At 34.7% G+C, this 22,666-nt stretch carries 14 protein-coding genes; 6 read left to right on the top strand and 8 right to left on the bottom strand.

Annotated features, from left to right (window positions below):
• Window positions 1–25 precede the first annotated feature (25 nt).
• From IRZ80_RS15825 to IRZ80_RS15860, 8 genes are all read right to left on the bottom strand, one after another.
• Window positions 26–2,140: an ATP-binding protein gene (locus tag IRZ80_RS15825; protein ID WP_194642548.1), complete on the bottom strand. Its 2,115-nt coding sequence runs from the start codon at window positions 2,138–2,140 to the stop codon at window positions 26–28.
• A gap of 119 nt (window positions 2,141–2,259) precedes the next feature.
• Window positions 2,260–3,225 carry a glycoside hydrolase family 5 protein gene (locus tag IRZ80_RS15830; protein WP_228520925.1) on the bottom strand — a complete coding sequence of 322 codons (966 nt, stop codon included), beginning with the start codon at window positions 3,223–3,225 and terminating at the stop codon, window positions 2,260–2,262.
• An 11-nt stretch (window positions 3,226–3,236) separates the two neighbouring features.
• Complete coding sequence (locus IRZ80_RS15835) at window positions 3,237–4,475, bottom strand: glycoside hydrolase family 27 protein (protein ID WP_194642550.1); 1,239 nt, start codon at window positions 4,473–4,475, stop codon at window positions 3,237–3,239.
• 249 nt (window positions 4,476–4,724) lie between these two features.
• On the bottom strand, window positions 4,725–7,595 hold the full coding sequence (gene galA, locus IRZ80_RS15840) for a beta-galactosidase GalA (protein ID WP_194642551.1): 2,871 nt from the start codon (window positions 7,593–7,595) through the stop codon (window positions 4,725–4,727).
• Between the two features lie 209 nt (window positions 7,596–7,804).
• Window positions 7,805–8,857, bottom strand: a complete 1,053-nt coding sequence (locus tag IRZ80_RS15845; protein ID WP_194642552.1) for an IPT/TIG domain-containing protein — start codon at window positions 8,855–8,857, stop codon at window positions 7,805–7,807.
• A 17-nt stretch (window positions 8,858–8,874) separates the two neighbouring features.
• Complete coding sequence (locus IRZ80_RS15850; RefSeq protein ID WP_194642553.1) at window positions 8,875–10,515, bottom strand: RagB/SusD family nutrient uptake outer membrane protein; 1,641 nt, start codon at window positions 10,513–10,515, stop codon at window positions 8,875–8,877.
• 11 nt (window positions 10,516–10,526) lie between these two features.
• Window positions 10,527–13,712 (bottom strand): SusC/RagA family TonB-linked outer membrane protein, encoded by a 3,186-nt coding sequence (locus IRZ80_RS15855; RefSeq protein WP_194642554.1) that lies wholly within the window; start codon window positions 13,710–13,712, stop codon window positions 10,527–10,529.
• Window positions 13,713–14,025: 313 nt separating this feature from the next.
• Window positions 14,026–14,904, bottom strand: a complete 879-nt coding sequence (locus tag IRZ80_RS15860; protein ID WP_194642555.1) for an AraC family transcriptional regulator — start codon at window positions 14,902–14,904, stop codon at window positions 14,026–14,028.
• Between the two features lie 300 nt (window positions 14,905–15,204).
• On the opposite strand from IRZ80_RS15860, the gene IRZ80_RS15865 reads away from it, so the two are divergent.
• From IRZ80_RS15865 to IRZ80_RS15890, 6 genes are read left to right on the top strand one after another with little or no spacing between them, the layout of a single operon-like run.
• Entirely contained in the window at window positions 15,205–16,329 is a 1,125-nt protein-coding gene (locus IRZ80_RS15865; RefSeq protein ID WP_228520926.1) for a glycoside hydrolase family 26 protein, read from the top strand.
• 24 nt (window positions 16,330–16,353) lie between these two features.
• Entirely contained in the window at window positions 16,354–17,745 is a 1,392-nt protein-coding gene (locus IRZ80_RS15870) for an MFS transporter (protein ID WP_194642557.1), read from the top strand.
• A 23-nt stretch (window positions 17,746–17,768) separates the two neighbouring features.
• On the top strand, window positions 17,769–18,962 hold the full coding sequence (locus tag IRZ80_RS15875) for a glycosidase (RefSeq protein WP_194642558.1): 1,194 nt from the start codon (window positions 17,769–17,771) through the stop codon (window positions 18,960–18,962).
• 2 nt (window positions 18,963–18,964) lie between these two features.
• Entirely contained in the window at window positions 18,965–20,155 is a 1,191-nt protein-coding gene (locus IRZ80_RS15880; RefSeq protein ID WP_194642559.1) for an AGE family epimerase/isomerase, read from the top strand.
• 45 nt (window positions 20,156–20,200) lie between these two features.
• The gene (locus IRZ80_RS15885) at window positions 20,201–21,223 is read left to right on the top strand and encodes a carbohydrate binding domain-containing protein (protein WP_194642560.1); all 1,023 of its coding nucleotides are present in this window, start codon (window positions 20,201–20,203) and stop codon (window positions 21,221–21,223) included.
• A 21-nt stretch (window positions 21,224–21,244) separates the two neighbouring features.
• Window positions 21,245–22,474 carry a glycoside hydrolase family 26 protein gene (locus tag IRZ80_RS15890; protein WP_194642561.1) on the top strand — a complete coding sequence of 410 codons (1,230 nt, stop codon included), beginning with the start codon at window positions 21,245–21,247 and terminating at the stop codon, window positions 22,472–22,474.
• Window positions 22,475–22,666: the final 192 nt, after the last annotated feature.

Consider the following 22,666-nt stretch of genomic DNA (forward strand, 5'->3'; position numbering starts at 1 on the left):
CTCATTTTTTTTGAATAAAATAAATCTAATTAGCTGAATTGTTTTGAAACACCTTGGTAATTATTTCATAGATTTTTTCTTTATCTAAAGGTTTAGTAATATAAGCTGAAAAACCGGCTTTCATTATCCTTTCTTTCACTTCTGATGAAGAATGAGCTGTCTGAGCAATTACAATCAGGTCTGGATTCTCTTTTTTAATTATTTCAAAAGCCTCATAACCATCTAAAACAGGCATTTTAATATCCATTAAAATCAAATCTATCGCCGGATTTGACCTACTGATATCTACTACTTCCTGACCGTTTCTTGCTCTTATAACAGAGTGTTTTTTTAATTCCAATATTGTTTTTAACAACAAAAAATTGATATTATCATCTTCAGCTACTAAAATATTTTTAGAATCAGAGTTTTTATTCAGACATTCTTCATCGGGATCTTTATTTTCCTCAATATATTCTTCGTAAATCAATGGAATTGTAAATTTAAAAACAGAACCTCCTCCATAAACTGATTCAACATGAATTTCACCGCCAAGCATTTCAACATAAGCCTTGGAAATAGATAAGCCTAATCCTAATCCGCTAAGTGATATTGAATAATCATCTTCAACTCTTCGAAAACGGTCAAAAACAACTTTCAGATCATTTTTACTGATTCCAATACCTGTATCTTCAACTCTAAACTCTATCAGCTGTTCCTCTTTATCTATCGAATAACCAAAGGCAACATGTCCGCTGTCTGTAAATTTTATTGCATTTGTAAGCAGGTTAACAATTATCTGCTTCAGCTTTACTTCATCCGTTAAAATATTATTTTCTAATTTCTCAGTGCTTTCGCTAATATAAAAATTAATGCTTTTATCCTCAGGTATTGTCACTTTTAGTGTATTATACAGTTCCTTAATGCATTTTTCAATATCCAGCCCTTTATAATTGGGCATTATCAGTTTTGCATCAATCTTTGACATTTCAATTAAATCTTCAATAATAGACACCAAACTTTTGCCGCTGCTATTGATGATTTTCAAATATTTCATTTTCAGATCTTCGCTTAAATTTTCATTTAAAAGCAAATCTGAAAACCCGATAATAGCATTCATAGGTGTTCTAATTTCATGAGATAAATTAGCAAGGAAAGTCGACTTTAGTTTATCACTTTCTTCAGCTTTCTGTTTGGATTTTTCCAATTGAAACCGATTCTTTCTATGATCTTCAAACAAATTTCCGATATGTCCAAATTCCCCTGGCTCCCTTTTTAACAGACTAATTGAAATCTCTCTGTCGGTCTCTAAAATATTTGTTACTAAACGCAATGGTCTGTAAACCCATTTTCTGGAATAATAAACCGCGGCTATAAGTCCTATCAATGTAGTAATGACAATAATCAGCAGCAGTTCTTTGGTTCTTTCAAAATTAAGATAAGAAGATCTCTCAAACAATAATTTCCCAACTGTATAATTTTTATGATCTTTAAGCTGTATTAATGATGTCATTTTTTTATCTCCAATAAGACTGACATCTCCATTATTTAAAAGCCGGACATTAGAACTGCAGATATCTTCTAAATTTTTAAAATATTCCTTATCTAATAACCGAGCCATGAACATATATCCAGCTGGTTTCGTTTTAATTTTTCTAGGATCATTTGAAGCATGAATTGTACCTCCAAGCACCTCGACTATACCCTCAGGAACTCTCATGTAAAATCTGGAAAACTTGGTTTTATACAAAACTCTCATAGCCTGTTTTGCTATAAAATCTTTGGATTTAAAATCAGGCTTTGCAATGCTTGTAATAAACTTTTTATCAAGACCATAAATCGAAATATAATCTACCTCATAAGTAGGAAATTCATTTGCAATATATTTTTTAAACCAAAGTGTGTCTTTCGATTTTGTAAAATTGACTAAAGCATCCCAATAAGTAAGATCATTTATGGTAACTATCTGGGTTTTCGAATTAAAATCAAATAATCGATTTATCTCTGTTTTATATTGATTTGAATTAGCTTTGAAAACATCATTTTCCTGCTGTACTGTATATAAATAAAGGGAAAGAAATAACAATATAAAAAGCGAACAAATACTAATGATTAACAGTACCAATTTAAAGTAAGTCGTTAATTTTAATGTTAATTTCATATAGTTACTATCAATGTAGATGCGTCCAATGCTGCCAAAAAAGAGGCGCAATATAGTTCTTTTTGGAACACAAAAAAAAACCAACTCATTGAAAAATTGGTTTTTATGTTTTTTTAAATCTAATTCTTACTATTAAATTTTCTTAGCAGTTCTTTTGTTTTCAAACCAGATTCATTCAGGTCTTCATCTTTCCAATTTCCTTCAGAACTGGCAGATTTTTTTAACATCGAACATGTTTCTGTCTTGTCAGAAATTGACCAAACTACCCAGCTTAATTTTTTACTCTCCATCCAGTCAATATATTCCTGCCATGCAGTATAATTCATAGGACCGTCACCAGAAGCTTCCATTCCGGCCGATTCTGAGATAAAAACAGGCAAACCGCTTTTTATGGCTTCATCTGTTCTATCTCTAAGCTCTTTTTGATGCGTTGCAGCATAAAAATGCATGGTGTACATTAAATTATCATAGCCTTTTATAGGGTCAGCTGCTGGTAAATTTACATCTTGGTCCCACCTTGGGCATCCTACTAAAATAATATTATCCGGATCGTTTGCTCTAATGACTTTAATTACTTCTTCGGCATAGGCTTTTACTTCCGGCCAGGTTTCGTAGTCCGGTTCATTAAAGACCTCATAAATTACATTTGGATATTTCCCGTATTTCCTGGAGATTCCGTCAAAATATTCTTTGGCTTCTTTCAAATTAATATTATGACTGTGCCAATCGACAATCACATAAATATCGGATTTGATTGCACCTTTTATAACCGCATCTATTTTTTCTTTAGAAAATTCAGGTTCTTTTATATAAGCATACTGCCCAATTTCGATTCCCAATGCTGCACGCACAATATTGCAGCTGAAATCCTTTTTCAGCCAGTCTACCGCTTTTTCATTATAAAATCTTGGCCACATACTATGCCAGCCAAAACTTACGCCTCTCAAAACAATTGGGCTTTGGTTTTTATCCACCAGCTGAGTTCCTTTTACGCTTAGCTGTCCGTGCTTTTTTACGAATTGTGCGCTTGCGATGCTGCAGCTTAGTACCAGCAAAAGCAGAATAATTTTAGATTTAAAGTTCATCTCTATCATTTTTAAGGAATTAATCGAAGTGTAATTACATCATGAGAAGCTATATCAGCAGTAAAATTCTTCTTAGTAGTTCCTGCTTCTTTGTTTTTCCAAAGATCTTTGATTTTGAATATTGTTTTATTAAAATCGGCTTCAAAGCCAAAATCGGCATCTTTGATTGAATTTTTTTTCCAGTCGAAATTGATTTTTTTAAGAGCGTCGGTTCTATTTAAGAAAGTAACAGCCCAATTTCCATCAGCTAATGGTTTTACCCAAACTTCCAGTCCGTCTTCCGCAGAAAGTTTGAATCCCTGGATTCCTAATTTATCCTGATTGACCGTAATTAGTTCTTTATTGGTTAAAATCGCCAAAGTTTCTTTTGACATTTTTCTGAAATCATTTCCCGCAATCAAAGGAGAAGCCATCATACACCACATTGCAAAATGTGTTTTGTCTTCGGTATTGGTCATTCCGTCGCCTACTTCCATCATATCAAAATCATTCCAATGGTCTGGACCTGAATATTTACGAATATCTTTACGCATTTCGGCAATTTTCATGAATCCCCATGATGACCAATTTCCTTCTTCGTGGTGAAATTCACAATCAAAACAAGGATAAATATCTCCCGAAATTCTCCACAAGTTTCCAATTGGTTTTCCCCACTCCCAAGGTTTTGTATCACCCCATTCGCAAAGACTGAAAACAATTGGTCTTCCAGCGGTTTTAAGTGCGTTACTCATTGTTGAATATGCTTCTGTAGAATTAATTCCTGCCGTATTACACCAATCGTATTTCAAAAAATCGATTCCTAAACTGGCATAAAAACGAGCATCTTGGTACTCATAACCGCGTGTTCCCGGATAACCTGCACAAGTATGTGTTCCGGCGCAATTGTACAAACCAAACTTCAAACCTTTGGAGTGTACATACTCGATTAAAGCTTTCATTCCGCTTGGAAATTTTATCGGGTCGGGAACTAAATTTCCATCTTTATCTCTTTCCTTTGCCATCCAGCCATCGTCAAGAACAATGTAGTTGTAACCCGCAGCTGCCATTCTGGTAGAAACCATAATATCTGCGGTTTCTTTTACGAGTTTTTCATCGATGTTAGTTTCAAAAGTATTCCAGGAGTTCCAGCCCATTGGCGGTGTCATGGCCAAACCTTCGAATTTTCCGGTTCCTTGTTTATAGACATTTCCTTGGGAGAAGCCTTGAATTGCAATGCAGTTTAAAAGTAAGCAGAGAAGTAATTTTTTCATTTTTTTATATTTTGTTGTTGCGATAGTATTCTTGTTGTACAAATGTTTATTTTTTATTTGGCACGCAGATCTTGCAGATCTTGCAGATTTTTTTTTAAAACTATATGATCTTGTTCTCCATTTTTTTGGTGAGAGATAATAGTGGAGCTCTTTTTTCTTTATCAATTGCCTCGGGTTTAAACCCGAGGCAATTGATAAAGAAAAAAGCGGGAACGGATAGCCCGACCCTTGGGGCACGCCCACATTCTATTAATTATTTATTGCATTTATTTTTATTTCAGCATTCTTCAAGCCTTTACTGACTGTTGTTAACGTAATTTCTCCTGCTTCCCCGGTTGTTTGGACAATTACCTGTGCCAAACCATTGAATAATTTACGCTTGTAATTTTCGGCTTTGGTAATAATCTGGATCGTTCCCGGATTTTGATTGACAACATCCCATTTGTATTTTTTCAATAAAGGCTCGGCGATAATTGCAATGGTGTTTTTGCCTGAATGCAGGATTTTTTTGTCCAGCACAAATGAATCTCCTTTTTTGTTTTCTGGAATTTCATTGCTGATTTTATTTCCGTTAATAAAAATGGATTGTTTTTTCCCAAGACTGTTATAGAACAAATTAATTTCCGTTTCGTTATAGTTTGCCGGCAAATTGAACTCAGTTCTATAAACGACCGTTTTTACTTTTTTACCAAAAATAGTATCTCTGTCGTCTGTAAAGGCTTTTTGCCAAGATTCGGCACTAACATTTTCCTGCGTTTCTTCTGAAATATTGAAATCAGCTGCAATTTTTTCTTTTAAATTTTCAATATTCAAAACGGTATTGGTTTCCAAATATTGGTCAGGTTCCAATGATGTTGGATTTCCGTTTCCAACACCGATAATTTTTCCAGGTCCAGTGATTGAAAAAGTAATTTCATTATCAGCAATTGGAACAGAAAGTCCTGATTTATCTTTGGCACTCACTGTAATCATTGCGATATCATTTTTGGAAGCTTCAATATTATTTTTATCGGATGCTAAATTTAGAACTGCTGCTGTGCCGGTAGTTTTTACGGCATCGGTTATGATTTTCTTTCCGTTTTTGTACCCGACTGCTTCCAGCGTCCCGGGAGTGTAATTGACATTCCATTCGAGATGGCCGTCTTTTTCCATTGCTTTTTTACCTAAACTTTTCTTGTTTAAAAAAAGTTCTACTTCGTCACAATTGCTGTACGCCCAAACTTCAATACTTTGGTTTTCCTTTCCTGCCCAGTTCCAGTGAGGCAAAAGATGGAGAACAGGTTCATTTTGCCACCACGCTTTCAAGTACCAAGCGTCATCTTTATAAAATCCGCATTGATCTACCATCCCGAAATAAGAACCTGTTGAAGGATATTCAAAAGGTGTAGGCTCACCGCGATAATCAAATCCTGTCCAAATGAACATTCCTGACAGATACGGGCGGGAATTATAATGTTTCCAGCCTTGTTCTATACTAATAAAACTCGAACTTGGCGCTTTATCATAGGCCGGCATAATGTGTTTTTGATTGTCGCGATAATATTCACCACGAGTGGCATTGGTACTACCCTCTTCGGTTCCCCAAATACATTGATTGGGAAATAATTCATGTTGTTTGTCCGTGCTTTTATTCACGATATAATTAATACCTAAAAGATCCATAACCGTTGTTATTCCGTTACTGCCTATTCCGCCACTGAAAGCTGCTGTGGCAGGTCTGGAAGCATCTAAAGTTTTTACATACGATTGCATGGTACTGGCAATTCGGGCACCTACTATGTCATTTTCGATTCCCCATTCTTCGTTTCCAATGCTCCAGCTTATGATAGAAGGATGGTTTCTGTCACGTTCGATCATTTTTTTGATATCTGTCAGATGCATTTCTGTGCTCCCCATTAAACGGTTTTCATCTATAATCAGCATTCCCAAACGGTCACAAGCCTCAAGCAATTCAGGTGTTGGCGGATTGTGTGAACAGCGATAAGCATTACTTCCGAAGGATTTTAAGGTTTTAATTCTGAAATCCTGCAATGCATCCGGCATGGCCGCTCCTACCCCGGCGTGATCCTGATGATTGTTTGTTCCTTTTATTTTGACATGTTTTCCGTTAAGAAAAAAGCCCTCATTGGCATCAAAACGAATAGTTCTTACTCCAAAAGAAGTTTGAAAAGTATCTACCAGCTTATCCTCTTCATAAACGGAGGTAATCATTTTATACAAATAAGGATTTTCAAGTGACCAAAGTACTGCATTCTGCAAAGTCAAATCTGTTGAAAAGTCTTTGGTTTCTCTTGGGTTTAAAACGCAGGAATTTATTGTTTTTTCGGAAACATTTTTACCTGACGCATCCAGAACAGTTTGACTAATTCTGAATGATTTAGCAGTTTTTCCTTCGTTTGTAACTGTTATTAATGCATCAATTGCTGACGTATTGTCTTTTGTTTTTGTTTTCACAAAAGTACCGTTATCCGGCACATGAAGCTCACTAGTTTTATTAAGCCAAACATGGCGGTAAATTCCGGCTCCTTCATAAAACCAGCCTTCTTCCATGACTGCATCTACACGGACAGCGATTGTATTTTCGCCTCCATAATTAATATAATCGGTTATGTCGTATTCAAAACCCAGATAACCGCTGTCCTGATTTCCTAAATAATGTCCGTTTACCCAAACAATGGAATTACGGAAAACACCATCGAATGCGATATGGATCCGTCTTCCCAAATCACTTTCGGGAATGGTTATTTTTTTACGGTACCAGCCGATGCTTTTGTCAGGAAAATTTCGGCCAATGGCTTTGAAGCCGTGACTAAAACTGGCTTCAGGACTAAAACCCTGCTCTACCGCCCAATCGTGAGGAAGATCCAATTTACGCCAGGAACGGTCATCAAAAGAAGCATTGGCTGCGCCGTCACCAAAACCCGCTTTTGCCAAATAAGAAAAATAGGCTGTTCCAGTATTATAGTCTTTCTTAGTATCTGATGGATGACCAAAAGCAAATTTCCAATCTTTGTCTAACAAAATATGTTCTCTTGGAGAATTTTTCAAAGCTGATTGTGAAAAAACAGAAAAGCTAAAAGAAATCAGTACTAAAAAAAAGGATGTTTTAAAATTTTTCATCAACATTTATAAAAAGGTTTGTCAAAAGTTTAACTCTCAAAAATAATGAATCGAAGTCAAGTATATTGATACTTTTTTTTCAAAATACACTTAAAAACAATGTAATAGTGAATTTGAGTATTTCAAATTTAAAGTCATAAGAACTGCTGTAAAAAAAATATTCCCTAATTTTTCAACTAGGGAATATTTCAACTAACTCAAATTAAAAATTATTTTAACACAAATCCCATCTCATCCATTAATATGGTGTTACCGCCAAAATTTCCGGCTTCTTGAAATGTCAATTGATCAAAAGTAGTAGGATTTCCAATCTCTGAGAACGGAATCTCAATAATAGTCCATGATGTATTTATTGATTTTACTATTTGATAAGCCCATCCTCCAAAAACAAATTTCAATTTAGCATCAGGATTTGCAGAGGTACTTTTAATCTTAACTCTAAATGCTTTATATTTTGAAACATCTCTAGAATTAAACTTCAAATCAGCACCATCCCAACCTCCAAAAGCTATTTTCAGGGATGCGTTTCCTTGGGCTTTATCTACAGTATAATTTGTATTAAACTCATTACCGCTCCAAGTCCAATGTCCTGCATCACCTTGTATTGCATCGTCATACAATGCTGCACCAACTGCTAGACTAGAAGCTGCTGTACCAGTAATATTTGTAACTGTCACCAATTTATCAGCAGAATTAGCTGGCATCTTAAACTTAATCTCTGTCAACGTAGAAGAAACTATAGTTGCTTGCTGCGTGCCAACTTTTACAACAGGATTTAAAAAATACTTTCCATCAATAGTAACTACATCACCTGCTGCTGCATTTATTGAATTGAACCAATTAAAAGTTGGCGGCGGCGGTGCTGTAACAAAATCATAAAGAACAGTTCCGTAATTGGTAACTATTTTTAATTTATTAGAAGCGTTAGCATACGGCGTGCTTTCATCAATCATTATAACAATATCAGTATCTGTTACAAAAGTTGGACGAAAATAAGTCTCAAAATCATTAAAGTACACTTTCTGCGTTGTAAGCAAACCTTTACCATGGATGATATAATAACTTTTAGGATCTCCTTTGGTAACTGGAGCTAATGGCAAAATAACACCATCTTCAGTATAACCTGACGGCATTACTGATTCTACAACTGGAGGACCGGCACTGTCTGAAGTATTAGAATCATCGGAGCATGAACTAAAAAGCATTAAAGAGAACATCAATGCAATACATGCTGTCAACGTAACATTTTTTATATTTTTCATATTTTTAATTTTAAAAATTATTTAAAAGTATACGGAGCTACTTCTGTCAATTTTGGATTTTTAATCAAATCATCTGCTGGATAAGGCAGTAAAAGATTTGTAGCAGTAATCGTTATGTGTTTAGGATTGTCTTTATCTCCTCTATTTTGCCCCTCTAGTATAGCTTTAGCTTTAGCAAAAGGCAAACGTCCCAAATCAAAATAGTAATCTCCTTCACAAGCCAATTCCGCGCGTCTTTCTTTGAATACATCATCAAAAGTAATTGATGCCTTTGCAGACAGTCCTGCTCTTTTACGGACTGCATTGAAAGATTTAAGAGCCAATGCATCTGTGGTGCTTCCTGTCTGAGAACCTATAGCTGCTTCTGCATGAATCAATAATAACTCAGCATAACGCATCTGATACGTGTTCATACTGCTTTCTCCATTAAAAGGTTTATTAAATTTCCCTGTTATAGGTAAATTTTCTTTTCCGATTACATATTTTTTAAGCCCTGCTCCAGAGTTTTGAACTCCATTAAGTGTAGGATTCGCAGTTTTCCCGTCAGGTAAAGTTGCTGATGTTGTATCAAATGTATATCCTAAAATATAAGGAGCATCAACACTGAGATCCTTAGCATAAGTTAAATTAGGATAATAATCCCCAGAAAGCATAAAGGTCTCTCTTCTTCTTCTGTCTCCAGCCTCAAAAACATTATTAATTAAATCCTGAGATGGTGCAATCTGGGCAGAATAAGTAGTTTCTACCAATCTATTTTCAGGAGCAAAAGTTGTATTAGAGAAGTTACCGTCAAAATAAGTTGCTGTCCCTGTCCATTGCCATGCAAAGATTGACTCTTCATTATTATTGTTCATCTGCAAAAATAAATCTGCAAACGATTTTGTAGGCAATTCATCTCCTCCTAATAATTTAAACTCTCCGCTGTTAATTACTTCTAAAGCCATAGCTTTTGCCAAGTCATACTTTTTCTCATATAAATATACTTTTGCCAAAAAAGCTTTAGCAGACCCGCTTGATACGTGCGCATTAGTAGCATAATTAGAACCTCTTACTTTTGTTCTCAAATTTGCAGCGGCAAATTTTAAATCATTTTCTATAAATTTATAAACATCTGCAACTGGATTACTCGGAGTCACAAAATTCGCAGAATAATCAGCAGTGTTTTCAATAATAGGCACATTACCCCATAATCTCACTAAGAAAAAATAAGAAAAGGCTCTGATAAAATGTGCTTCTCCTAATGCATTATTTAATGCTTCTTTACTAACTTCAGGCCCAACACCTGTAGGCAGACCATTGATAAAAGCATTAGAATTTGCAATAGCACCATAACATGATCTCCATGAATCAGAAATATAGGATGCCGTACTAGTAAAACTCAAATCGGTGAATTTACCAAAATCATTATACGGAGCAGCATACATATTACCAGAAATCACATCAGTAATACCATAATAACCCGCTTTGTTCATATTAAACCATACAAGACCATATAATCCATTAGCTGCATTATCCAGTTTTAAATCTGAGTCATAATAGTTAGTTAAAGTAGGTGTTCCCTGTGCCGGCACATCTATAAAATCCTGAGAACAAGAAGATGAGACCAACAATATCAATGTCATAGCAACAACACTGCTTCTTTTTATTATATTTTTCATATTAATACGTATTAAAATTCAACATTAAAACCAAAAGATATCTGTCTAGGAGTCGGATAACGTCCGTTATCAATACCAGATAATAATGCATCTTGGTTATAAGAACCTACTTCAGGATCATAACCTTTGTAATTGGTAAAAGTATATAGGTTTTGCGCAGAGGCATAAAATCTCAATCTTGACAATTTTATTTTTGAAATAATATCAGACGGTAAAGAATATCCTAAAGTTAGATTTTGAATTCTCAAATAAGATCCATCCTCAATAAAACGAGATGATACCGCATTATTTATATTGTCATAAGCTGAAGGTCTTGGTAAAGCACCATCTAAATTATCAGCCGAATAAAAATCTGCTGCTTCAGTCAAATAATTTGTTCCAACACCATTATTCATTGTACCAGATGCACGAGTTAAATTCATTAATTTATTTCCAACAGTTCCCTGAAGAAAAATAGACAAATCAATATTTTTATATTTAAAATTATTCGTAAATCCGTAAGTTAATTTTGGATTAGGATTTCCAATTGCAACTAAATCTTTTGAATCAATAATACCATCATTATTTTGATCTTTATAAATTACATCTCCTTTTTGGAAATTTGGCAATAATGAATTAGTTCCATCTTTTAGGATTGTTTTAGTTCCATTAGTATCATGTCCATAAGTTAACAAATCAGCATCTGTTCTATAAATACCTTCAGCCTGATAACCAACGAATGATCCTATTGGCAAACCTTCCATTGTTCTGGAAACAGTAACTGTACTATAAGCCAGTGTATTCATTGTTTTAACAATGTTTAATCCTAGCATATCTGTAACCTCATTAACATACTTAGATAAATTCAAATTTGCATTCCATGAAAAATTTTCAGTAAAGTTATGAGAATAACCAAGTGTAACCTCGATACCTCTATTTCTCATACTTCCAAGATTAAAATATGGAGGATTTACACCACCTTCATAATCGCCGCCGCCAGAAAGGAAGTTTGGCAAAGGAACTTGATACAAGAAATCTTTAGAAACTTTATTATATACATCCACAGAAGCAGTTAGTTTAGAATCAAACATTGTAAAATCTAAACCTAAATTAGTCTGCTCTTGAGTTTCCCATTTTAAATTTGCATTATTAGTGTTTGATGGCAAATAGGAATTCCCCATTGAACTATTAACCAAATGCAGATTAGAATCATATGACCAACCAGGAATTTGATTATTTCCTGTCTGCCCCCAGCCAAATCTAAATTTTATATTATCAACATACTTTTTAGTACCCTCCATGAAAGCCTCATTTGAAAGTTTCCAAGAAGCTCCAAATGCACCAAAAGTACCCCATTTTTTACCAACGTCAAACTTTGAAGATCCATCCGCTCTTATCGATGCCGAAATCCCATATTTATCGCCATAATCATAAACAACCCTTCCTAAATAAGAAGACATAGTTTGATCTCCTTCGTATGGACTGCTTACAATTGCTTTAGACAAATCAGAATACGCAAGTTCATGATGACTATTGTCTTTAAAGCCAGTAGCATTAATAGAATACCCTTCCCAATGTGCTCTGTTCGATTCTTGCACTGCCAAAACTGTAAAATTGTGTTTACCAATAGTTTTTCTATAGGTAAGCATATTTTTCAAGTTCCATGAATTACCAGAAGATGGATTATAGTATAAGTTAGCATAGCTTTTTACAGCATTTCCTAAAGAATACATTGGATCATACTGCTGTCCTAAATTGTCATAAATATATCCACCCGCTTCAAAACGATAATCCAATCCTTTAAACAGATCAATCTGCGTATAAAAATTTCCAGAATAATTTTTTCTAACCAATGTATTAGATCCTAATAAAGAAGTTGCCACAGGATTAACGAATGAAAGCCCGCTAATTGGTCCTCCAAAAGATCCTGACAATTCTCTAACTGCAACATCTGGAGTTGATAATAGAGAAGTAGCAACTACTCCATTAAACTGACCGTTTAAAGTTAATTTTTCATCTGTAATTGTACCGCTGACATTTGCACCGACTTTTATAAATTTATTAAGTTTTGCATCAATATTAGATCTAAAATTATATCGTTTGAAACCCGATTCAATTACAATACCTTCTTGATTTAATGCACCACCGGAGATATAATAATTCACGCCGTCTTTACCGCCTGAAAAAGACAATTGATTCGATTTCATAATTCCTGTCTGGTAAATTTCTTTCTGCCAGTCTGTTCCAGCTCCTAAATATTCTGGATGAGCAAATTCTGGACGAAGACCAAGACCATATACAGTTGCTAAAGCATTTTGATGGCTTGCATATTGCGACAGATTCATTGAAGGCAATTGTTTTGGCAGATTACTGATAGAATAAGAATTCTCGTAAGTTAATTTTCCTGTTCCTTTTTTACCAGATTTTGTTGTCACAAGAACAACACCGTTAGCACCTCGAGAACCATAAATAGCTGTAGCAGAAGCATCTTTAAGAATATCAATAGATTCTATATCACTAGGGTTTATAAGTGATAAAGGGCTATATGTAATATTTCCAGCATTAGAAAAATTAGAATTTCCAGATGCATTTCTTCCAGATGTAGATGAATTTCTTGCATCTCCTGAAATTGGCACACCATCAATTACATATAAAGGCTCGTTTGTGCCTGTCAATGATGATGCTCCTCTAATTTTTACAGAAACATTTCCTCCTGGCTCACCAGAGTTATTATTTATAACAACACCAGCAGCTTTACCCTGCATCATTTGGTCAAAAGAAGCTACCTTTATATTTTCGATATCTTTTGAACTAATACTAGAAACAGCACTGTTTACGTCTTTTCTTTTTACAGTTCCATAACCAATTACTACAACGTCTTTTAAATCTTCTGCACTAGATTTTAAAATGACATTGATAGTTGTTCTCCCGTCTACAGCAATTTTTTGCGTATTAAAACCTACAAAAGAAAAGGACAATGATGCATTTGCAGGAACATCTATAGCAAATTTCCCATCAAAATCAGTTGAAACTGATTTTCCCGAACCTATAACAGTGATATTTACCCCTGGAATAGTAAGCCCTTTATCATCTTTTACAACTCCCTGCACTTTTGTTTGTGCCGTAATGTAACTGCATGATAATAATAAAAACAAAATCAAAGGAATTGGTCTGTGGCTGACTTTCCAATGAATTAAATTAGACAATAGTTTTTTCATAATAAAAATTTGTTAGTTAAGTTTGATAATCCCCGAAAAGGGTTATTCGGAAATTATCTTGGTATTAATTAGTATGATTTATAATTAACAAATTTATAACAGTAGTAAACATTAAATTAATATTATTATATCATTTAATGATAATATATTTTCAAAATGGAAATAAAAATTACATATAATAAAATTTAGTCAATATTTTTTTATGTTATTATTATTTAAAACTTAAAATTAAAGCAATATAAACAATTATTAAAAACAAAAAAGTCCTTTAAATTACTTTCAAAGGACTTTTCACAACATAATCACAAGTTTTCTACAGAATTCGCTTCAATCCTGAGAAATCATCACGGTACTGACTGGGAGTACATTTCTTAAAAGACTTAAAACTTCTGTTAAAATTTGCAATATTATTAAACCCAGATTTGAACGCAACCTCAGATATACTGAGATCTTTCTCTACTAACCATCTGGCTGCGTAGCCAATACGAATATCATTAATATAATTGACAAATGTCTTTCCTGTGCGTTTTTTTATAAACCGATTGAAAGAAATAGTAGTCATACTGGCAACACCGGCAACCTCTTCCAATGATAATTTCTCAGCAAAATTCTTCTGAATATAATCATAGATTAACTTCATCTTATCATACTCCTCAAAAGTATCATTTTCAACAGTAAAAGTAGACAAAAGCCTTTGATTACGAGAGTTGGCAAGATCATAGAGAATTGATATGATTTCAAGAAAATAATCCATCCCATCCAGCTTTGATATCTTTATTAACCGCGGAGTAAGCATTTCTGCTACCTGTTTTGAAAATAAAATACCATGTACAGAACGATTAAACATCTCTTTAATTGGAGTCATAATTCGCCTGGAAAGCAAAAAATCATGAAAAAGATCATTATGAAACTGAATCGTTATCTCATGAATATCTTTATTTTTACACTTATATTGTTCCCAACCATGATATAAATTCGGCCCTACCAGCACCAGCTCAACATCATCAATCTCTTCTATAGTGTCACCTACAACGCGTTTTACTCCTTTTCCGTTTAATATAAAATTGATTTCATACTCGGGATGATAATGCACCGGATAATCAAACTCATCTTTAATCCTGTCAAAAACCAAAAAACTGTCTTGTGCCGCTAGAGGAACTATTTCTCTGTGAAAATCTTTAAAAGCGCTCATAATTCATTTATTTTTTTGCAATAATAAGATATAAATTTGATAAAATAATATTAATTCAAAAGATGTTATTACTTTATCTTTGAAAAATGAATTTATGTTTTTGAATATAAAAATATCCTTAAAAAATATAAATCATTTTAAAATGATATTTTTTTTAACATTTTATCAAAAAATTAATATAAATATAGAATAACAGTTTTCAAAAAATACAACACTCTGAGACTTAATTCACACTAAATACAGTCTAAGCAGCACCATTAAAAACTTTTACTATAAATTATGACAAAAACAAACCACATAATGTCTTTTTTATTTGTTTTGAGTGTGTTTTTCACAGCTCAATCACAGAATAGTGATACTAAATTATCATTATCAGATAAAAAAGCGACAAAAAACACCATTCTATTATATCAAAATCTACACAGAACAAGCAATAAGGGAATCCTTTTCGGCCATCAGGATGATTTGGCATATGGCGTAAACTGGAAATATGAGGATGGACGCAGCGATGTAAAAGACGTTGTTGGAGATTATCCTGCCGTCTATGGCTGGGATTTAGGAGGACTTGAATACAAATCGGATAAAAACATCGACGGAATTCCCTTTGATAAAATGAGACAATTCATCATTGACGGACATAAAAGAGGCGGTGTTATTACTCTTAGCTGGCATTCGAACAACCCATTAACAGGTGGAAATGCCTGGGATACAACTCAAAAGTCATTGGCTTCGGCTTTGCCGGGAGGTGTTAGTCATGAAAAATATAAAGCTTGGCTGGATGAAGCAGTAAAATACATTTTAACTTTAAGGGATAATAAAGGGAATCTAATCCCAATATTATACCGTCCTTATCATGAACTTACCGGCACTTGGTTTTGGTGGTGTAAAAACAACGGAAGCCCCGAAGAATTTAAAAAACTTTGGAAATTCACAGTTGATTATTTTCAAAAGAAAGGCCTTCATAATTTAATTTATGTATACAATACAGCTGATTTTACGTCTAAAGAAGATTTTTTAGAATACTATCCAGGGTCAGAATACGCTGATATTTTAAGCTTTGATAAATACATTTACAATGACCCGCTGAAAGACAATTCTTTTGTAGAAAACTGTCAAAAACAATTTGGCATAATAGATCAGATTGCCAAAGAGCAAAACAAAATCATTGCATTTGCAGAAACTGGCTATGAAGCTATTCCATATGACAAATGGTGGACAGACACTTTGATGAAAGCAATGGGAACATATAAAATATCTTATGTCTTAGTTTGGAGAAATCACGGCTGGCAGGAAAAAGAACAAAAAATGCATTATTACGCTCCTTTTAAAGGACAAGTCAGTGAAAAAGATTTTGTAGATTTCTATAATCTAAACAACATCTTTTTTGAAAAAGATGCTGCCAAAATAAATTTATATAAAAAATAACACCAAAAGACAACAACCTAAAAAATGGAAGAAAAAATTAAATTAAAAGAAAAAGTTGGTTACGGATTAGGAGATGCCGCCTCCTCAATGTTTTGGAAAATTTTCAGCATGTACCTAATGTTTTTTTATACAGATGTTTTTGGAATAGCACCAGCCGTTGTTGGAACAATGTTTTTAATTACACGTATCTGGGATTCCTGCTTTGACCCTTTGGTAGGTATTGCTGCAGACCGCACCAAAAGCCGTTGGGGAAAATTCAGACCTTATTTATTATGGACAGCAATTCCGTTTGCAGTAATTGGTGTACTTACTTTTTATACTCCTGATTTTGATGAAAAAGGCAAAATAATCTACGCCTATGTTACTTATTCATTAATGATGATGATTTATTCTATAATTAATGTTCCCTATGCTTCACTGCTAGGAGTAATGTCTGCTGACCGCAAAGAACGCACCACACTTTCTTCATACCGTATGGTTTTTGCATTTGGCGGAAGTCTATTGGCTTTGTGGCTAATCGAGCCTTTGGTAAATCATTTTGGCGGAAGTTTGAACTCTAAAACAGGCTGGTTATATACGATTGCCGTTTTTGGAATGATTACAACAATTTTCTTTTGGTCTTGTTTTTTTCTTACCAAAGAAAGAGTTCAGCCGTTAACTGATGAAAAACCTAATTTAAAAGAAGATTTAAATGACCTTCTTAAAAACAGACCCTGGTGGATTTTATTGGGAGCCGGAATCGGAGCATTGATATTCAATTCAATACGTGACGGAGCAGCTGTTTATTATTTTAAATACTATGTAAGCAGCACTGTAAGCTATAGTTTTAACTTTTTGGGAGAAAATTTTGCAATGACTCCAACCACACTTTATTTAGTATTAGGACAAGCGGCTAACATTATTGGTGTTATTGCTGCCACACCTATTGCTAATAAAATCGGGAAAAAGAAAACGTTCTTTGGCGCTATGGCTCTTGCTGCAGTTTTGAGTATAATTTTCTATTATTTAGGAAAAGAAGATATAATCCTTATTATGGTTTTCCAAGTACTTATTAGCATTTGTGCAGGCTGTATATTCCCTTTAATCTGGTCTATGTATGCCGATAGTGCCGATTATTCTGAATGGAAACAAGGACGAAGAGCAACGGGACTTATTTTCTCAGCTTCTTCAATGTCTCAAAAATTTGGATGGACAATCGGCGGAGCAGCAACAGGATGGTTATTGGGATACTTTGGTTTTCAAGCCAATGTAGCACAAACATTGACCGCACAAACTGGAATACAATTAATGCTGAGCATTCTTCCTGCAATTGCAGCGGCTATCTCGGTACTTTTCATCGTTTTCTACCCCCTTTCGGAAGAAAAACTACAAGCCATTGAAGATGAACTTAATGATAAAAGAAATATAAATAAATAATACCGATCTAGAAAATTCAACCTATGAATACAACAGCACTACAGCCAGATTTAAAAGAAATAAAAGCTGGACTTGAAAAACAATTTAACACCCTAATACAAACAAAAAACCAGCCTCAGGAAGGCATTGGAAACGGCATATACACTCGCTATAAAAATCCAGTCTTAACAGCTGCACACGCTCCGCTTGAATGGAGATTTGACTTTAATCCAAATACAAATCCGCTGTTTTTGGAAAGAATTCAGATAAATGCAACATTCAATGCTGGTGCCATGAAATGGAATGATAATTATGTCCTTTCAGTGCGTGTTGAGGGAGCCGACAGAAAATCATTTTTTGCTATTGCTGAAAGCCCTAATGGAGTAGATAATTTCAAATTTTGGGACAAACCATGTGTCATACCTCAAACAGAAGAACCTGATACCAATGTATATGACATGCGTTTAATAAAGCATGAAGACGGCTGGGTTTATGGTATTTTCTGTACTGAAAGAAAAGATCCATCCGCTCCAAAAGGCGACACCAGTATGGCTGTTGCCAATGCAGGAATTGTACGCACCAAAGATTTAATCAACTGGGAAAGACTGCCGGATTTAGTATCAAATACAGGACAGCAGCGCAACGTGGTACTGCACCCTGAATTTGTAAACGGAAAATATGCTTTATACACCCGTCCGCAAGATGGTTTTATTGATGTTGGAAATGGCGGCGGAATAGGACTTGGCTATATTGACGACATGACTAATCCAGTCGTAAAGGAAGAAAAAATCATTTACGGAAAACAATATCACACAGTATATGAATTGAAAAATGGTCTTGGACCAGCACCAATTAAAACCGAAAAAGGATGGCTTCACTTGGCTCACGGTGTGCGTAACACTGCTGCAGGCCTGCGTTATACATTATACATGTTCATGACTGACCTGAATGATATTTCAAAAGTAACTCATGCTCCTGCCGGACATTTTATGGCACCAGAAGGCATAGAAAGAGTTGGAGATGTCTCTAATGTTTTATTCTCTAATGGGTGGATTGAAGATAAAGACGGTACCGTTTTCATTTACTATGCTTCTTCAGACACAAGAATGCACGTAGCTGTTTCTTCTGTAGAAAGATTAGTAGATTATGTTATCAATACTCCTGAAGACACTCTGACTTCTGCAGGTTCTGTAAATGCCATCATCAATCAGGTGAATAGAAACAAAGAAATTTCATAATTGTGAATTCTAATTTAAAAAATCTAAAAACAGAACTAAAGCTTGAACTTCAAAGCATTCTCTCTTATTGGATGGAAAATACTTTGGACGAAAAAAACGGAGGTTTTGTCGGGCAGATAGATTACAATAATAATACAAATGATGAAGCTGAAAAAGGGTCTGTACTTAATGCGAGACTGTTATGGACCTTTTCTGCAGCTTATAAAATTTCTAAAAAACAAGACCACTTAGACACAGCTAAACGTGCTTTCGAATATATTTCGGAACATTTTTATGATAGTGAATTTGGCGGTGTTTTCTGGAGTCTTCATTCCGATGGAACTCCAAAAGACACCAAAAACCAAATTTATGCTTTAGCCTTTGTCATTTATGGACTGAGCGAATACTATTCGGTAACCGAAGACAACAAATCATTACATCTTGCAATTGCATTATACAATAGAATTCAAAAACATAGTTATGACAATGAAAAAGGCGGTTATTTAGAAGCTTTTACACGCGATTGGAAACCTATAGATGACTTACGCTTAAGCGAAAAAGACGCCAACGAAAAGAAAACGATGAATACTCATCTGCACATCGTTGAAGGTTATGCCAATTTATATAAAGTCTGGAAAGACGAATCATTGCGAAAAGTCATTATAGAATTATTAGAAACTATCGAAAAATATTTTATCAATACTGAAACAGGACATCTGAGACTTTTTTTTGATGAAAATTGGATAGAGAAGAAAGACGTAATCTCCTATGGTCACGACATTGAAGCAGCCTGGCTTTTACTGCAATGTGCAGAAATTGCAGGTGATGGTAATTTAATAGAACGATACAAAAAATATGCGGTCCAAATTGCCGATGTAACCAAAGAAGGAATTGATAAAGATGGCGGATTGTGGTATGAATTTGACCCGGAAACTAATGAATTAATTGCCGAAAAACACTGGTGGCCTCAATCCGAATTGATGATAGGCTATTTTACAGCCTGGCAGCTTACCGGCAAACAGGAATATTTGGATATAATTTTCAAAAACTGGGATTTTACACAAAAACACATCATCGACAAAAAAAATGGAGAGTGGTTTTGGGGAATTTTCAGCGATTATTCAACTATGAAAAAAGACAAAGCCGGATTCTGGAAATGTCCCTATCATAACGGAAGAGCCTGTATTGAATTAATTCACCGAATCGAAAGTTAGAAAACATCCCGTTTTAATTTAAAGTAACCTCTAAATTTAATAATTATGAAAGCATTTCTTGTATTAAGTCTTATTTTTATTACTGTGACAAATAATGCGCAGACCAACCTTATAAAAAATGCTGGTTTTGAAACTGATTTATTAAATTGGAGAGGCGAAGAAAATGCAGCTATTTCGCCTTATGATAAAAAATCAGGTAAAAACAGCTGTACCATTACTCAGTATGTGGGAGCCGAATGGAAAGCTGTAGACCAGATTACCACTATTCCTAAAAATACAGCAGCCATCGAATTAAGCGGATGGATAAAAACTGAGGGAGTAGAAAAAGGCAAAAATGACTGGAATACCGGAAAATTTGATATTGAATTTTTAAATTCTGGTGAGAAAGGAATTAAAAACGAAAGTATCGCTTCAGTATTAGGAACAACACCATGGTCTTTTTACAAAAAAATAATTGCTGTTCCTGCAGGAGCTTCAAAGCTTAGAGTAATGCTGGCACTAGGGCAGACTAATGGAACTATTTTTTTTGACGATATAAAAGCTGTTGCTATTACTCAGGAGCAGATGGATAAAATACAGCAAGAAGAAAATGCAAAAAATACAGCCACAGCTTCAGGATCGCAGACAGCAGTGTTAACAAATACCGATTTTGAAAACGGAACAGCTTCCTGGCGCGGCAATGCAGCTGTTTCAACAGCTGTTTTCAAAGAAGGCAAGGCAGCACTTGTTCTAAATTCTGCTGCTTTTGACTGGACTGGAATTGATCAGATTGCTGCTGTACCTGATAATGCTGTCTCAATAACAATTTCAGGATGGTTAAAATCAGATGCCATAAAACAGGGTAAAGATCCATGGAATAACGGATTATTCAGTGTCGAATTTACCGGAACCGGAGATCAAAAAACTGGTGATCAAAATATTGCTTTTGTAACCGCAACAACAGACTGGACGTATTACACCAAAACATTTACGCTTCCAGCTGGAACAAAAAAATACAGAATCATGCTAGCCTTAGGATTTGCATCGGGAACGCTTTATGCCGATGCTCTTTCAGTCGATTTCAAATAGCATCTGAATCGTACATTATTTATGAGAAAAATTTATACTCTGACAATTCTGATCGGATTGTCATTCCTTTCGGCCTGCTCTGGAGACAGCTCAGCTTCAGCACCTGATCCGGTGACTGAACCACCTGTAGTTACTGATGTTTTAACAACACAAAATGTAAAAACCTATATGGCTGACCCAAACGCTACGGCAGAAACAGTCGCTTTATTTTATAACCTAAAAAAACTTGCTAAAACCAAATTTGCAATTGGACAGCAGGATGCTTTTAGTGGCATTTACAATAATGGCTCTTCGGCTGAATCAGACATGAAGAAAACAACTGGATACGATCCCGCTGTTTTGGGTTCTGATTTTATGTTTATTACCGACAAAAATAATAATGGACAAACAAACAATTGGTATTACCAACAGGAAATTACTATAACTGATGATGTGAAAGAGGCATACGCCAAAGGCATGATCAATACTTTTTCCTGGCACATCAGAGAACCGAATAAAGACGAAAGTTTTTATGCAGCAGACATGACCGCAGAGGAAAAAACAACTGCTTTCAAAAGCATTTTGCCAGGCGGAACCAATCATGAATGGTACAAGAAAAAACTAGACAAAGTGGCCAGTGTGATATCAAATTTAAAAGGTTCTAAAGGAGAATTAATTCCCATTATTTTTAGGCCTTTTCATGAGTTCGACGGAAGCTGGTTCTGGTGGGGCGCTAATTTTTGTTCACCAGACGAATATAAAGCAGCTTATCAGTTTACTGTTACTTACTTAAGAGATACCAAAGGAGTTCACAATATTTTATATGCATTTTCTCCTGATAATTCTTATTCAAAAGCGACAGATTATTTGAGCCGTTATCCCGGAGATAAATATGTTGATGTTTTGGGAATAGATAATTACGGTGATTTTAATAATCAAGGGCAGACTGGAGCAGATAAAGCTAATGCTAAACTAAAAATGATATCCGATTTAGCCGCAGACAAAGTGAAAATTGCTGCCATGACAGAAACTGGTTATCAAGTTACAGCAAGCGTTTCTCCGATAGCCAATTGGTTTTCGACTTATTTATACAGTGCATTGACAGCAAACAACATCCAAATAAGCTATGTTATTTTTTGGACCAATTATCAAGACGGGTATTACGTTCCAACACCGACTGCATCTAATGCAGCTGATTTTAAAACATTCGCATCAAAAACAAAATCGGCATTAGTGAATTCTTTGCCTAAAATGTACGAGCTGCCTAAATAAATTGTAAATTCAGAAAACGCTCAGCCACTAGCCCTGATAGCAGCCTACCGTGTGGACACAAATATTTTATGTTAAAATAGCACGCAGATTGGGCAGATTATCGCTGATTTTTTGGTTGTATACTAAAAATATTATGTATAAAACTTATGTTTTTTTCAATACATTTTTAAAAAAACAACAAATTTATCGATT

Origin of the sequence: Flavobacterium sp. HJJ (assembly GCF_015351475.1) — a bacterium.
Taxonomy (GTDB): domain Bacteria; phylum Bacteroidota; class Bacteroidia; order Flavobacteriales; family Flavobacteriaceae; genus Flavobacterium; species Flavobacterium marginilacus.

Excerpts from the sequence above, each read along its gene's own strand:
- IRZ80_RS15830 (WP_228520925.1), bottom strand. The coding sequence starts at position 3,225 with ATGAACTTTAAATCTAAAATTATTCTGCTTTTGCTGGTACTAAGCTGC.
- IRZ80_RS15890 (WP_194642561.1), top strand. The coding sequence starts at position 21,245 with ATGAGAAAAATTTATACTCTGACAATTCTGATCGGATTGTCATTCCTT.
- IRZ80_RS15850 (WP_194642553.1), bottom strand. The coding sequence starts at position 10,515 with ATGAAAAATATAATAAAAAGAAGCAGTGTTGTTGCTATGACATTGATA.
- IRZ80_RS15865 (WP_228520926.1), top strand. The coding sequence starts at position 15,205 with ATGTCTTTTTTATTTGTTTTGAGTGTGTTTTTCACAGCTCAATCACAG.
- IRZ80_RS15835 (WP_194642550.1), bottom strand. The coding sequence starts at position 4,475 with ATGAAAAAATTACTTCTCTGCTTACTTTTAAACTGCATTGCAATTCAA.
- IRZ80_RS15870 (WP_194642557.1), top strand. The coding sequence starts at position 16,354 with ATGGAAGAAAAAATTAAATTAAAAGAAAAAGTTGGTTACGGATTAGGA.
- galA (WP_194642551.1), bottom strand. The coding sequence starts at position 7,595 with ATGAAAAATTTTAAAACATCCTTTTTTTTAGTACTGATTTCTTTTAGC.
- IRZ80_RS15825 (WP_194642548.1), bottom strand. The coding sequence starts at position 2,140 with ATGAAATTAACATTAAAATTAACGACTTACTTTAAATTGGTACTGTTA.
- IRZ80_RS15855 (WP_194642554.1), bottom strand. The coding sequence starts at position 13,712 with ATGAAAAAACTATTGTCTAATTTAATTCATTGGAAAGTCAGCCACAGA.
- IRZ80_RS15860 (WP_194642555.1), bottom strand. The coding sequence starts at position 14,904 with ATGAGCGCTTTTAAAGATTTTCACAGAGAAATAGTTCCTCTAGCGGCA.
- IRZ80_RS15875 (WP_194642558.1), top strand. The coding sequence starts at position 17,769 with ATGAATACAACAGCACTACAGCCAGATTTAAAAGAAATAAAAGCTGGA.
- IRZ80_RS15845 (WP_194642552.1), bottom strand. The coding sequence starts at position 8,857 with ATGAAAAATATAAAAAATGTTACGTTGACAGCATGTATTGCATTGATG.
- IRZ80_RS15885 (WP_194642560.1), top strand. The coding sequence starts at position 20,201 with ATGAAAGCATTTCTTGTATTAAGTCTTATTTTTATTACTGTGACAAAT.